At 31.3% G+C, this 14,453-nt stretch carries 13 protein-coding genes; 3 read left to right on the forward strand and 10 right to left on the reverse strand.

The window, feature by feature from the left end:
- Positions 1-3 precede the first annotated feature (3 nt).
- From IDG64_RS11585 to IDG64_RS11595, 3 genes are all read right to left on the reverse strand, one after another.
- Positions 4-570 carry an anthranilate synthase component II gene (locus tag IDG64_RS11585; RefSeq protein ID WP_000604817.1) on the reverse strand — a complete coding sequence of 189 codons (567 nt, stop codon included), beginning with the start codon at positions 568-570 and terminating at the stop codon, positions 4-6.
- Complete coding sequence (locus IDG64_RS11590; RefSeq protein WP_000350978.1) at positions 567-1,973, reverse strand: anthranilate synthase component I; 1,407 nt, start codon at positions 1,971-1,973, stop codon at positions 567-569. Before IDG64_RS11590 ends, IDG64_RS11585 begins: the two co-directional genes overlap by 4 nt.
- 491 nt (positions 1,974-2,464) lie before the next feature.
- Positions 2,465-3,496 (reverse strand): M42 family metallopeptidase, encoded by a 1,032-nt coding sequence (locus IDG64_RS11595; RefSeq protein WP_206171324.1) that lies wholly within the window; start codon positions 3,494-3,496, stop codon positions 2,465-2,467.
- 164 nt (positions 3,497-3,660) lie between these two features.
- On the opposite strand from IDG64_RS11595, the gene IDG64_RS11600 reads away from it, so the two are divergent.
- The gene (locus IDG64_RS11600; protein WP_000214276.1) at positions 3,661-4,752 is read left to right on the forward strand and encodes a prephenate dehydrogenase; all 1,092 of its coding nucleotides are present in this window, start codon (positions 3,661-3,663) and stop codon (positions 4,750-4,752) included.
- A 136-nt stretch (positions 4,753-4,888) separates the two neighbouring features.
- Here IDG64_RS11600 and IDG64_RS11605 read toward each other — a convergent pair whose 3' ends face one another.
- Positions 4,889-6,151, reverse strand: a complete 1,263-nt coding sequence (locus tag IDG64_RS11605) for a Y-family DNA polymerase (RefSeq protein ID WP_000283016.1) — start codon at positions 6,149-6,151, stop codon at positions 4,889-4,891.
- A 147-nt stretch (positions 6,152-6,298) separates the two neighbouring features.
- On the opposite strand from IDG64_RS11605, the gene IDG64_RS11610 reads away from it, so the two are divergent.
- Positions 6,299-6,484: a 2-hydroxymuconate tautomerase gene (locus tag IDG64_RS11610; protein WP_001123276.1), complete on the forward strand. Its 186-nt coding sequence runs from the start codon at positions 6,299-6,301 to the stop codon at positions 6,482-6,484.
- Between the two features lie 87 nt (positions 6,485-6,571).
- On the opposite strand, the gene IDG64_RS11615 is transcribed toward IDG64_RS11610, so the two are convergent.
- Positions 6,572-7,555, reverse strand: a complete 984-nt coding sequence (locus IDG64_RS11615; RefSeq protein ID WP_000356980.1) for an LCP family protein — start codon at positions 7,553-7,555, stop codon at positions 6,572-6,574.
- 136 nt (positions 7,556-7,691) lie between these two features.
- Between IDG64_RS11615 and msrA the strand changes: the two genes are divergently transcribed.
- Positions 7,692-8,201 carry a peptide-methionine (S)-S-oxide reductase MsrA gene (gene msrA / locus IDG64_RS11620; RefSeq protein ID WP_111762266.1) on the forward strand — a complete coding sequence of 170 codons (510 nt, stop codon included), beginning with the start codon at positions 7,692-7,694 and terminating at the stop codon, positions 8,199-8,201.
- A gap of 202 nt (positions 8,202-8,403) precedes the next feature.
- Here the strand turns inward: msrA and mprF are convergent, their stop codons facing one another.
- From mprF to IDG64_RS11645, 5 genes are all read right to left on the reverse strand, one after another.
- Entirely contained in the window at positions 8,404-10,926 is a 2,523-nt protein-coding gene (gene mprF / locus IDG64_RS11625) for a bifunctional lysylphosphatidylglycerol flippase/synthetase MprF (protein ID WP_001071133.1), read from the reverse strand.
- A 480-nt stretch (positions 10,927-11,406) separates the two neighbouring features.
- Positions 11,407-12,615, reverse strand: coding sequence for a cell elongation protein CozEb (cozEb, locus tag IDG64_RS11630; RefSeq protein WP_001004752.1), 1,209 nt, complete (start codon positions 12,613-12,615; stop codon positions 11,407-11,409).
- On the reverse strand, positions 12,608-12,775 hold the full coding sequence (locus IDG64_RS11635; protein ID WP_031864475.1) for a hypothetical protein: 168 nt from the start codon (positions 12,773-12,775) through the stop codon (positions 12,608-12,610). Before IDG64_RS11635 ends, cozEb begins: the two co-directional genes overlap by 8 nt.
- Positions 12,750-13,601, reverse strand: coding sequence for a glucose PTS transporter transcription antiterminator GlcT (gene glcT / locus IDG64_RS11640; RefSeq protein WP_000505015.1), 852 nt, complete (start codon positions 13,599-13,601; stop codon positions 12,750-12,752). Before glcT ends, IDG64_RS11635 begins: the two co-directional genes overlap by 26 nt.
- 499 nt (positions 13,602-14,100) lie before the next feature.
- On the reverse strand, positions 14,101-14,453 hold a 353-nt coding region (locus IDG64_RS11645; protein ID WP_206171325.1), incomplete at its 5' end, for an alanine:cation symporter family protein.

Consider the following 14,453-nt stretch of genomic DNA (forward strand, 5'->3'; position numbering starts at 1 on the left):
TTTTCATCCTTCCTTCACTAGATTAATGAAATTTGTAATTATTTTGACACCATAGTCTGTAGCAAATGATTCAGGATGGTACTGAATACCATAATGCGGTCTTTCTTTATGCTCGAATGACTGTATACAATCTTTGGTACGTCCAGTAATTTTCAATTCTTCTGGAAAATTGTCAGGGTTACTTATTAATGAATGATATCTCATAATTGAAAACTGTTCTGGTATATCTTGATATAACAGATGTTGATGATGCGATATAACCTTTAGTGTATCAACTTTGCCGTGCATAACCTTGTCGCCTTTAATGACTTCTCCACCGTAGTAACAAGTCAGTGCCTGAGCCCCTAAACAAATACCTAAAATGGGTTTGTGTTGATAGGTTGATATGATTTTCATTAACTGTTGATCGTCTAATGGATGCCCTGGACCAGGAGATATAATAACAGCGTCCACCGATTGATTCAGCACATTATCATCATCAGGGTATTGAACAATGACGTCAGTATGTTGAGCAACAATATCCACTAGGTTATATGTAAAGGAATCATAATTATCTACAACTAAGATCATGGGCTCACCTCCAATAAGCTTTTAGCTTTCAATTTCGTTTCATTCAGTTCTTTTTCAGGAATAGAATCATATACAACGCCACAACCAGCTTCTACGTTGATATACTGCTCATCTATCATCATCGTTCGAATTGCTAATGCAAAATCTAAGTTATGATTACAATTTATGTATCCAACACCACCACTATAAACGCCCCGTTTATGTGGATATTGTTCATATATTCTTTCAATTGCACGTAATTTTGGTGCACCTGAAACGGTACCTGTTGGTAATAAATTCGCAATAACTGTCATTGGCGATAAATTTTGATTTATTTTACCTGTGACTTCACTTACGATATGCATAACATGTTCATATTTTTCAATAACCATTAATTTAGTAATTTTTGAGGTACCGATTTTACTTACTCTATGAATATCATTACGTCCTAAATCAACTAGCATACGATGTTCGCTGCATTCTTTTGGATCATTAAGTAGTTGTTTCATATTCTCATTATCTATTTGTGTCGTCTCACCACGTTGAATCGTACCTGCAATAGGATTAGTTGTTACAATTTGATCTTTGACACTTACGAAACTTTCGGGAGAACTACCGACAATATATGGTTGATCGATATTAAGATAATACATATATGGACTTGGGTTTTGTCGTTTTAAATTTTGATACAGTTGAAACGAAAGTTGATTTAAATGCTGACTAGCATGATGCGCATATTTGTAAATTCTTGATGGCACAACTTGGAACATATCCCCTTCTGTTATTTTCTCTTTGAAATACTGAATCATTTCGATAAATCTTTCTTCAGAAATGTTTGATTGAATTTCTTTAGTTTTAAAATCAAAATCTTGTGTAGGCATGAATGGTTGGATTTTAGTTAAGTCTTCGATAGACTTAATAACTCGATTCTCAAGATCTGATTTTGTTGAATTTGAAAATTGATTCGTCGCGATGATATATAACTCATCTTTGTAATGGTCAAATACATAAACTTGTTCAACCATATATAACCTTACATCGTGCTGCTTGTGATCTTCTAATTGTATTGATTGCAATTTAGGAAATTCATGTCTTACTAAATCAAAGCTACACGTCCCAACATATCCAGATATAAATGGTAATGACTTAAGTTGCTCATCTTGAATATTATGGTAGTCTTCATTTATTTTAGTCGTTAAATAATGGTACGGTCTTTCAGTGATTTGATACGATTCTTTTAAAGTACTTACTGATAATACATCATTATCTAAAGTTAAAGTGCCATAAATATCAAAAATAACAACTGAATAGCGACCTTTAGTTTGTTGTTGATTTGTACTTTCCAAAATGATCTTCTTGGAATGAAGTTGTGCTAAAACTTCGGGCGTTACATTTGCTTTTATTTTTTTATAAAATATATCCATTCTATACGCTCCTTTCAAAAAAGCGCCAGCATCCTTATCAATATAAAGGACGCTGACGCGTGGTACCACCTAAATTAACCGAATATTCGAAATATTCATAGTTCACTCTTTACTATATATAATTTTTCTGTTGCAGACAAAACCCAATTTCATTAATCTCGGTGTTAGTTCACATCATCCACTAACTTTCTGTTGCTACCTTTAATTAACTACTACATTTTGTCTAAATAAAAAGACACCACATAACGCATATACCTGTAAGGACGCGTTACCGTGGTGCCACCTTAGTTAACATAATTCATGTTCACTTTCAAAACTCATTCAATTGTTTTCCAAAGTCCAATTCACAAGATATGGCGTGCTAATTCCCATCACCCATTAGCTTTCTATTTGCTACGTTTCATATCTGCTACTATTTCTTTAGAAAATTCTAATTATTTTTATAGTTCATTATATTACATAGGTCGTTCACATTTGTCAACACTAATTGTTTACTCAATTGGTGATAAGCAATATGCATATAGTAATTTCTCTGTCGCTTTAATAGAATCAATATGTGTTCGTTCCATTGCATGAGATGATTCAATGCCAGCGCCAAATAAACCATGTCTGATATCCGCACCAGCATGTAAAGCTGCTGAAGCATCTGAACCATAATATGGATATATGTCTACTTTATATGGAATGTTATTTATTTTGCAAAGATTAACTAGGTGCGATTTCAATTGCTTATGATATGGACCTGAAGCATCTTTGGCACAAATAGAAACTGTATATTCATCCGATGCTTGACCGTCTCCCAACGCGCCCATATCTAATGCAATATATTCTTTGATTTTCGAATCAATTGATGCATTTGCACCGTAACCTATTTCTTCGTTATTAGAAATATAAAATTGCGTTGTATGTGGTAATATTATTTGCTCTTCTTTTAATTTCTTTAGTAATTGTAGTATCATCGCTACGCTAGCTTTATCATCTAAATGACGAGATTTAATAAAACCTGATGACGTGATAACTGTACGTGGATCAAAGCTAACAAAATCACCTACTGAAATACCTAAACTCTTTGTATCTTCTTCTGATGTAGTTACTTCATCAATTCTTATTTCCATATGCTTTTGATCTCTAGGTATTTCATGATTATTTCTATATACATGAACACTTGTTTCATGCAGACAAATTGTTCCTGTATATATTTGACCAGCATCAGTTTTAATTTGGCAATATTCACCCTCAATCGCGTTATACGTGAATCCTCCAATTAATTCTATTGCTAAGCGACCATCTTCTTTAATTTCTTTAACCATTGCACCTAAAGTATCAACATGAGCAGTAATACAGCGTTGTACTTCATCATTTTTGCCTGGCACTGTTATTAATAACGCACCTTTATTTGTTAGTGTTGTTTGATAACTCAAGTCATTTGCATATTTTTCGACAAATTGAATTGCTTCTTCTGTGTCTCCTGAAGGACTATTAATACCTGTTAATGTTTTAATCATTTCTAATATTGGTTCCATTGATTTACCCCTCCGTTGCCATTGTGTTACTATACTCTTTATTGTAGATGATTTATCTCCGTTTATCTATTAATGCTATTATCGATTTTTATTTACTATTGCACTGTGTCAACAGCTCATTTACAATGTTATTATTCTGAAAATTTCGAAATAAGGTGATTTATATGACAACAGTTTTATTTGTTGGGCTTGGATTAATTGGTGGAAGTCTTGCTAGCAATATAAAATACCATAACCCTAATACTAATATTATTGCATACGATGCAGATACTTCTCAGTTAGATAAAGCTAAATCAATCGGCATTATTAATGAAAAATGTTTAAATTATAGTGAAGCTATTAAAAAAGCCGATGTAATTATTTATGCAACACCTGTTGCTATCACAAATAAATATCTTAGCGAGCTTATAGATATGCCAACTAAACCTGGTGTTATTGTTTCTGATACTGGTAGTACTAAAGCAATGATACAGCAACACGAATCCAATTTATTAAAGCATAATATTCATTTAGTCAGTGGTCATCCAATGGCTGGTAGTCATAAATCTGGTGTACTAAATGCTAAAAAGCACTTATTTGAAAACGCTTATTATATTTTAGTCTATAATGAGCCAAGAAATGAGCAAGCAGCAAACACGTTAAAAGAACTGTTATCACCTACTCTTGCTAAATTTATTGTAACTACTGCTGAAGAACACGACTACGTAACAAGCGTCGTAAGTCATTTACCTCATATCGTTGCATCTAGTTTAGTTCATGTTAGTCAAAAGAACGGTCAAGAACATCATTTAGTTAATAAACTTGCAGCTGGTGGTTTTCGTGATATCACTCGTATAGCTAGTAGTAATGCACAAATGTGGAAAGATATCACCTTGAGTAATAAAACGTATATTTTAGAAATGATTCGACAGCTAAAAAGTCAGTTTCAAGATTTAGAAAGACTAATTGAAAGCAATGATTCTGAAAAATTGTTATCATTTTTTGCCCAAGCTAAATCGTATCGCGACGCACTACCCGCTAAACAACTAGGTGGACTAAATACTGCGTATGATCTATATGTAGATATTCCGGATGAATCAGGTATGATAAGTAAAGTGACTTATATCCTGAGTTTACATAACATATCTATAAGCAACTTAAGAATCTTAGAAGTACGCGAAGATATATACGGTGCTTTAAAAATTAGTTTCAAAAATCCTACTGACCGAGAACGCGGTATGCAAGCATTGAGTGATTTTGATTGTTATATCCAATAATTATTAAGTCTCTTTTGATAAATTCCCATGTATTCTTAGATATTATTGTGAAATCTATTGTGATATATGAAATATTTATCTTTAGAGACTTATTTTATACGAATCACAGTTATATATTCCTTAAACCGTATAGTCATTACATTTTATGTCCAGCCATTAAACCTAATCTACCATGTTTTGTACCTGCTTCTGTAAACGATACTGCTTTGGACACAATACCTTTGCCGTATTTCAAATGTAATTGGTCTATCGTTTTAGCTAGGCATTCGTCACGTTTGCGTTGGTATTCATCTTCAAACAGACTTAACTGTCGCTCATCCTCATTAATAAATTGACTCAAAGATATACTTAGCGTACGATATAGTGCTTGTTTATTACATAATTTATCTGCAAAATGCATTACTACTTTATAAATATCTTTTTCTAAGTTTGTTGGATCTTTCAAAGTATATTGCTTATGTACACCGCCTTCATCACTATAGCCAAAGGCAAAATGTATCGTTCTTGCCACTTTTTTTCTTGCTCGAACTCTGCTAGCAACATCTTCAATTAACTCTTGCATTACTACTTTTGCTTCATCAAAATGATAATCTCTCATTAATATTTGACTTTTGCATATCGATGGATTGCTGATCTTGTGCTTTTCACGTACTTTACTCTGATCTATCCCATTCGCATGTAGATGCATATCAACACCTAAAATACCGAACTCTTTTTTTAAAAATTTATATGGATATTTCGCTAAATCTCCTATAGTAAAAATTCCTCTTTTATTCAATTTGGCTTCTGTTCGACGATTAATACCCCAAAAATCTCGCAAGGGCTGAATTGGCCATAATTTCGTTGGTACATCTTGATATCGCCATTCAGCTATACCATTTTGACTATGCTTCGCTTCAACATCCATAGCAATTTTACTTAATAACATATTAGAACCAATGCCCACAGTACAATAAATGCCTGTTTCTTCATAAATTTCACGTTTAAGTCTTTCGCAAAATGCATGTACTGTAGAACTAAATCTATGATAGCTATCAGTAACATCCATAAAAAATTCGTCAATACTATATTGGTGTAAATCTTCAGGTGGAATATAACGCAATGCAATCTTAGAAATAGCAACTGAAACATTAAGATATTTACGCATACTTGGATTGATAATGTAAATATCATTTCTATGTGGTATTTCAAACAATCGCGACCCTGTCTTGATGCCTAATTCTTTTAATTTAGGTGTCGCAGCCAATATTACAGAACCCTGACGCTTAGTATCTGCAACAACAGCTAACTTTGTTTCTAATGGATCTAGCCCCTTTTCAATACAAGAAACACTCGCAAAAAAACTTTTTTGGTCAATACATAGAACATCCCTATCTTCTAATAAATGATAATTATACACTGTTATTCCTCCCTTACTTGAATCTTATTATATACGAACACGTGTTCTATTTCAACTATTTTAGAACAAATGTTCTGTTATTTTGCAAATGAATTTTTAAGTATTACATGATATACTCAAATTAATAATGATTAGGAGGTTTGGATGATGCCAATCGTCAATGTAAAATTATTAGAAGGTCGTTCGGATGAACAATTAAAAAATTTAGTTAGCGAAGTAACTGACGCCGTAGAAAAAACAACGGGGGCAAATAGACAAGCAATTCACGTTGTTATAGAAGAAATGAAACCAAACCATTATGGTGTGGCTGGCGTAAGAAAGTCAGATCAATAATTCTTCATAAGATGCATGCCAATTAATTCTTTGAAAACGAACAAGGCGACTTCTATCTGAGTATGATAGAAATCGCCTTGTTTATTTTTAATCTTCATCTAAAAAGTCTTTAATAGCTTGTTTATTTGTGTTTTTATTAATCTGTAATGCACTACCATCAGTATTTGTATTGACATCTTCGTATGAGTTCTTGATTGGCACAGTCAATGACTTAACATCTTTTTCACCTCGGATACCAAAACTCAAACCTGTTTGGAAAATCCCTGAATCAGGAATGTTTGTATTCACATAGCCTCTTAAAATACCTGCAACTTTTGGTAATTTAACAACTGTTCTAAAATTAACCATTTCTTTTTTCAATGTTTGCATCACTTGTTGCTGACGTCGCACACGTCCGAAGTCACCTTCAGGGTCGTGACGGAATCTTGCATAACCAAGTAATTCTTTACCATTCAACCTATGGTTACCCTTTTTCAAAGATACACCAATATTTTTCGACATATCTTTTTCGACATTAATTGGTACACCTTCAGGCATTAATTCATCAATCATTTTCTCAAATCCAGTAAAATCAACTACTGCATAATATTCAGGATTAATTCCTAAATTTTTATCAAGTGTTTTTCTAAGTAGCTCTGGACCACCTAAAGCGTATGCTGAATTAATTTTGTGTTTTCCATATCCTGGAATATCTGCATAAATATCACGCATGACAGACATCATTTTCATTTTTTTATTGATAAAGTCATATTGAACAACCATGATAGAATCTGTTCTTGATTGTCCACCTTGTGCTTTATCTGCACCGAGTACAAGAATAGAAATTTTACCATCATTTTTTACTGGTCCATTAAATTGATGTACTTTAACATCTTTCGCATGTTTCTTGGAATATTCTACACCGCTATTGTAACTATGTACAATATATACAACTAATGCGATAAGTAAAATTACAACAATCAGAAGAATGATAGGTAATTTCCTAATTTTCTTCTTCTTTTTTCGCTTAGGCGCCGAAGTGCGATGTTCACTTTGACGTCTATATTCGTTGTCATTAGTTTCTTTATCCATATTTACCTACCTTATATCTTCAAAAATAGATTTTTGTGTACTATAATAATCACATATTAACGTTATATAAAAACAATTCAAAAAGCAAGTGATTTCTTAATAAATCGTACTAAGGTCTAATGAAAGGATGTCAAAAATGAATATTAATACAGCTTATTTTGCCGGAGGTTGCTTTTGGTGTATGACGAAACCATTTGACACCTTTGACGGCATAGAAAAAGTAACTTCTGGATATATGGGCGGACATATTGAAAATCCTACTTACGAACAAGTAAAATCAGGTATGAGTGGTCATTTAGAAACTGTTGAAATTCAATATGATGTTGCATTATTCTCATACAATAAGTTATTAGAAATATTTTTCTCAGTCATTGACCCATTAGATACAGGTGGTCAATATCAAGACCGTGGTCCTCAATATCAAACAGCTATTTTCTACACTAATGATCATCAAAAAGAACTCGCTGAGACTTATATCGAGCAGCTTAAAAATACGATTAATGCTGATAAGGCAATTGCAACAAAAATATTACCCGCGTCACAATTTTACAAAGCCGAAGACTATCACCAAGATTTTTATAAGAAAAATCCAGAGCGCTATGCAGAAGAACAAAAAATACGCCAAGAATACAAAAATAAGCAATAACATTTATACTTGATGAAACTGATTGGACTGATAATAAAAGTTAGGCGACTTAACTTAAGCTCATTTCAATATTAAAATACGGTACAGATAGGAAACTTAAATATTCTTATCTGTACCGTTTTTTATAAATCATTCTTTATAGAAACCAAAAAATCCAAGCGCTTCAGGCATAACTGTATACCTCTTAGCACTTGGATTTTAATTATTTGTGACGTATTACACGCATTACTTTAGAAAGTGATTCCCAAAGCGAATTATCTTTACGATAAACTAAAAAGCGTGGTTCCCAATTCGGATTATATTTAGATTTATAACGACGTAATCCTTGGAAACGATATAGACCGTTGAAATGTTCAAAGACACGGCCTGCAAGTCGTTCTCTTAAATATGAATAATGCAATTGACCAACGTTTGATAACGTTGCCATACCCATATTAAATTTTGTATAACCTTGTTCTTTACTCCAAAGTAACATGTGCAAGTATAATCCATCCATTAATGGTAAATCTAACTCTGGCAACCATCTAATTAAATCGACTGAAATGGCATCATTAAAGTATGTTGGCATTAAACTACAGAATGCAATTACTTCATTTTCTTCATTTCGCATTACACCAATTGGCGCTTTAGATAAGTATTCTTCATTAAATTGACCCACAGAGAAATGCATTTCCTGACGATTATCTAGCCATAAATCACTTACATGTTGAAGCTCATTTATAAATTCAGTTGAAAACGGTGGTTCAATAATTTCGAATGAAATATTAAGTTCATCGAATTTGTTTAAAGTCGCTCTAAATCCACGGCGTTTTTTACCTGAAGTTGAAAATTGCGTTAAATCAATAATTGCTTCTTCACCTAATTTGAAAAATTGGTTACCGAAATTATGATATAAAGGCATGTGTTGATCTGTAACTTGATAGAATATAACATCATAGCCTAAATACTCAGCGTAATTATAGAATGCTTCTAACAATTCATCAAAGGCATTTTCATCACCTAACGGATCTCCAAGAACCACTAATGAACTTGCTTTATAACGATACATTAAAAATGCTGTTTTATTTTCATTAGTGAAAAACTGCTTGTCACCACTATATATCAAGTGACTCAAATAATTACCGCCGTACTGATTAATAATCTCCTCGCAATCTTCAATTTCAGAAGAAATACGTACTTTGCTAAATTGATAATCAAACAACCATGCAATCATACCTATGATGATAGCGATGATTAAAATCGTAAGCCAGAAGTAATAGCGCAATACAGATGTATGCATTTCAATCGTATAAATATCTAATGCATATAACGTTCCAGCAATAAATATATGGTTAACATATAAAATAAATAAACTGAATAAAAGCATTGCAATTATATTTCTCATTCTTACTGGGCGTTTCAACCTACGTGCTCTACGGAAAGCTACAATAAGCAGAACAAAAATAATAGCTAACCATGTTATTAAAATATATGAAGCGTAAGTGAAGAATGTCGCCACTGTGATTAATAAAATTGAAATCATAGCAAAGATAATGGCACGTCTACTTTGCTTATAAATACCAACTACATTCAGTAAAAGTAATAAACAAGCACTAGTATGAATTGCCAATAGAATATAATACGTTAAGTGATTTCCATCATATAAAGCATCGTAAACAATCGTTAAGTTATTTACAAAAAAGATCATACTTGTAAAGAATACTAAAATTGCTAATGACAATGATGGGATTTTAGCAATAATATCCTTTTGATAAGACATTAAAAATGACGTAACATCTTTAGCAGGAATAAAGTATTTAGATCCCTCAATGTACTTCTTAGCTGATGTACCAAATTCAAATGATGATAAAATTAATGCAATAATTACCGGTACAAAATAGTACGCAAAACGATATAGAAGTAGCATTAATAATACTTTTTCCTCAGGGACACCTAAAGTTTTAAATCCTAGTAATACAACTAAATCGAAAGCGCCGAAACCACCAGGAATAAAGCTGACTAAACCTGATAATGCAGCAATGATAAATATTGCAATAAAGGACATGAATGATACATGAGCGTCAACAATTACACCACAGAAATATAATACAACTGCAGCTGCTAACCATTCAACACACGACACTAAAGTGCAGTACAATCCTACAAAACGATTGTTTTTATCGGGTGGTCTAACCATTGAATAAATAATGAATAATGGTAAGAAAAATGACACTACATATAATACCCATCTTACCCATGTAATCTTATCTAAGATTAAAGATGCATCGAAAACATGGAATACAATTAGCAATGATAATAAGCTTAAACCTGTCAACATTGAAATAAGTATTAAGGATATAAAGTGAACTAATTTCTTTTTATCATGCGTATAGTTTTTATAAACCATTGCTCTAACGCCTGCACCAATAAAGCCACCGAAACCTACAATCGCATTCAATGCATTGATGATATAACTTACTCTTAAAACTTTGCCTAAGGATATATCCATTTTTAAAGCTCTAGATAAAATCACATCATACATTGATAGAATAACAAGCGATGCCCCACCACCAATAAATAGTAACACTAAGGACATACGGTTAATCTTACTAAATTCAACCAACGTATCTTTAAAGTTAATACCAGATAACTCCCGATACAATGTGATTGCTACAAAAATAAATAAAGCTGTAGCAAACGTAATTTTTAAGATTGAAAATATTTTGTTTTTAACTTCCTGATTCATTTTTTCACATCAATTCTAATTATTTCTGTTATAAATCAAAATATATCATATAAACCATAAAAATAGCATATCATTTACCTTTGATTTATATAACACTTTTGTCATATTGATATCTGTATTAAGAAGTAAATAGAAAATATTTCTATCTCAAACAGAACAATATGGTTATCTATACTGATTCATATTTAACATAAAGAAAATGATGAATCAATACTTATGAAAAATATTATTAATTAACAGCCGATTATGAGTGCTTCTTAATATATTAAAAATACCACTTATTTTTATTTTCGACATAATAATGAAGTACTAATCAAGTGGCAAATACTCGTTTCATTATGCATGTGCTTTATAAACGGCTAAACTTTCGTAAAAATTTATAAGCTAAACATGTGCTGATAATCATAAATGTAACTGCCCAACATTATAAGCACCATAAAAAATACCAACAAACATATAGTCATTGGTATTTTTTATTACTTATTCAACTATTTTATTACTTTCTTTAATATCATATTCACCTACATCATTACCATAGAAACGATTGTATCGACGTTTAAATAATTGGAATAAATGAGTAACTAATACTTTTAAAATAGCATATCCCGGAATACCTAAAATAACGCCTACAATACCAAGCAATTTGCCTGCACACAGTAAAATGAAAATGATTGTAAGTGGATGAATCTTAAGTGTTTTACCCATAATATTTGGTGAAATGAAGTGCCCTTCAACAAATTGTACTAAAGTCCATACTACTGCTAATTTTAAGAGCATCCACGGCGATGTTATAGCAGCTATTACAATAGCTGGAGAAATCGCTATAGTAGGCCCTAAATATGGTACAACACTTGTAACTGCCGCAATACTAGCTAATACTAAGCTATATTTCAACCCGATAACCGAATAACCGATAAACAACAGTATACCGATACAGAATGAAACGATAATTTGTCCTTGAATGTATGAACCAACTTGAACACTCATTTTTTCAAGTAGATCATGAAAATCTTTTCGGAATTTCGGTGGCATAATATTCGTTGAAAATTCTTTGAAGTGATGTCCATCTTTAAGCATAAAGAATAGTACAAATGGTGTTGTGACAATCACAACGCCAATATTAGCAATCGTTTCTGCAAACGTTGCAATTTTAGACCCAAAGCCATCTGTAAATTCACTTAACATAGATGGTATTTTCTTAGGTAAAGAATTTAACCAATCATTAATTTGACTATAATACGAAGAGAAAAACGTATTATTTGCTATTTTATCAATAGAATTAATTAATTTTTCTAGATATTGCGGTGAATTTTTAACTAAACTATCTACTTGCGAACCAATAATAGGTATCAATAAATTAACAATTAACGTAATAACACCTACTACAGCTAGATAAATAATAGAAATACCTGCAACTCTTGGTATTCTATAACGTTCCATCATATTTACGATTGGGTTAAATAGATAGAATAGAATTAAAGAGACGATGATAGGTGCTGCTATCGTCTTAAAAACGATGATAAAAGGATCAAAAACATATGATACTTTTTCGAAAATAAAAATAACAATACCCAACAATACTAGCGCTATTAATGAGAAGACTAAATCATTCCCACCAACAAACTTCATATACCGTGATTCGGTAAATTTTAAAAAATTCTTTCTTATATTCTTTTCATTTTCATTCAATTATAGATTCACCACCACTTAAAATATTCATAAGATGTTGTATAAAAACAGTCCACTTATGTAAAATTACTAACATCAATGATACCATACAAATACCCTTTACAGTAACGAAATGCCCGTGTAATACACTTAATTTAGGATTGATTAATCCTTTCTTCAAAATGATGAATGTGTAATGTTAAATATATAATTTCAGACTCACTGATATTAACATCAAATTGTTTTTGTATCATAGTTAAAATTTTATATGCTGTGTTATAGCAAATCGGATAGTGATTTTTAATCATAGACACAAAATCATCTTGTGCATGTATATATTCTTTTCTTCTTAATCGGCGAATTAAAAATTGTACGTGTCTTATAAAACGTTGGTATTGTAATGATTCCTTATCAACAGTTGTCACAAGGTCTGATTCAATGATATCTATACCTTTTTTAATAACATTATTGATCAAGGTCATCTCATGCATAGATAAATCTTCTGTATTAGATGCAATATGTAATGCAATAAATCCTATCTCATCTTCAGGAAAATGTACATCTAATGCTGCATTTAACTGATCAATCACCTGTTTAGCAATATGATATGCATCACTATATAACTGCATAGTTTCCATAACAAATGGATTGCTAATAACTTGATTTTGTTTTAAGCGTTTATAAGCAAATATAATATGATCCGTTAATGAAACTACAAGTTGTTTTGAATCAACATTCATCGCAGTATTAGAAATAAAATTCAACGAATCAATAATTACTTGTAATACATTATCATCAGCGATTTCAACTAAACTTTTATAATGTGCTTTTTGTTGCTCACTTTCTAATTTATAAATTTTCTCTATTGTAATAGTTTGGTCGTTTAACGCCATTCCCTCTTTTTTGTTAAAACCAATACCTTTACCGATTAAAATAACTTCTTGATCATTATTAGTACATACTACGACATTGTTGTTCAATGTTTTAGTAACAATATATTCTCCCATTATCATCACCTATTTTTCTATTATTAAGATTATATATCGGAAATGTCTAACTTGAAAGTATAATAATTTAAATACTTGTGTTCTATTACACGCCTATCCTATATGATATATCTTAATTTAATTTCGATGTCTCTCAAAGTGGAATAACTATAATAAAAAAATCTGACTCCCATATTTACAAATAATTCTATTTATTTATATATTATCTGAATTAATACTCAATACAAACTAAAACGTACTATTAAATTGTGCAAAGCTAAAATAAATTTATATTCATCTATCCAACAATATGTCTTATCAATGGTATAGTCTTTGCACACCAATGGAGGAAATAAATCTCAACCTTACTATATTAATATATAATCAAATCTTAGATTAACTAGTGTAATGATACAGATGATTATTGAGTACAAATTTAAAACCCTGAGATTTTCGCTTTAATTTGAAAACCTCAGGGTTTATTTGATTTTTATATAATGAATCGTTACATTAAAAATATTTATTTATCAGAGTTCTTATATTTGTTAGCGCCCCAAGCACTAATTCCAAATAAGTTAATTTCTAAGTTTTCAGGTTTAAAGACAGGGTTCTTGCCTTCTTTTTTCTGCTTTTGATAATCTTTCATCAATGCAAAAGCTACATTGGACAGTCCTATAATGGAAATAATGTTTACAATTGCCATTAAGCCCATAAATAAGTCTGCCGTATTCCATACTGTTTCTGTTTTTACAACTGCACCGACAAAGACAAGTACTACAACAAGACATCTAAAGATAAATAATATTACACGGTTTGTTGATAAAAATTCAATATTAGATTGACCGTAATAGTAATTACCTACCACAGATGAAA

The organism is Staphylococcus sp. EG-SA-15, assembly GCF_017151895.1.
Classification (GTDB): domain Bacteria; phylum Bacillota; class Bacilli; order Staphylococcales; family Staphylococcaceae; genus Staphylococcus; species Staphylococcus aureus.

Coding starts and splice junctions, on each gene's coding strand:
- msrA (WP_111762266.1), top strand. CDS start 7,692: ATGAATATTAATACAGCTTATTTTGCCGGAGGTTGCTTTTGGTGTATG.
- IDG64_RS11590 (WP_000350978.1), bottom strand. CDS start 1,973: ATGGATATATTTTATAAAAAAATAAAAGCAAATGTAACGCCCGAAGTT.
- IDG64_RS11610 (WP_001123276.1), top strand. CDS start 6,299: ATGCCAATCGTCAATGTAAAATTATTAGAAGGTCGTTCGGATGAACAA.
- glcT (WP_000505015.1), bottom strand. CDS start 13,601: ATGGGAGAATATATTGTTACTAAAACATTGAACAACAATGTCGTAGTA.
- IDG64_RS11600 (WP_000214276.1), top strand. CDS start 3,661: ATGACAACAGTTTTATTTGTTGGGCTTGGATTAATTGGTGGAAGTCTT.
- IDG64_RS11615 (WP_000356980.1), bottom strand. CDS start 7,555: ATGGATAAAGAAACTAATGACAACGAATATAGACGTCAAAGTGAACAT.
- IDG64_RS11585 (WP_000604817.1), bottom strand. CDS start 570: ATGATCTTAGTTGTAGATAATTATGATTCCTTTACATATAACCTAGTG.
- IDG64_RS11595 (WP_206171324.1), bottom strand. CDS start 3,496: ATGGAACCAATATTAGAAATGATTAAAACATTAACAGGTATTAATAGT.
- mprF (WP_001071133.1), bottom strand. CDS start 10,926: ATGAATCAGGAAGTTAAAAACAAAATATTTTCAATCTTAAAAATTACG.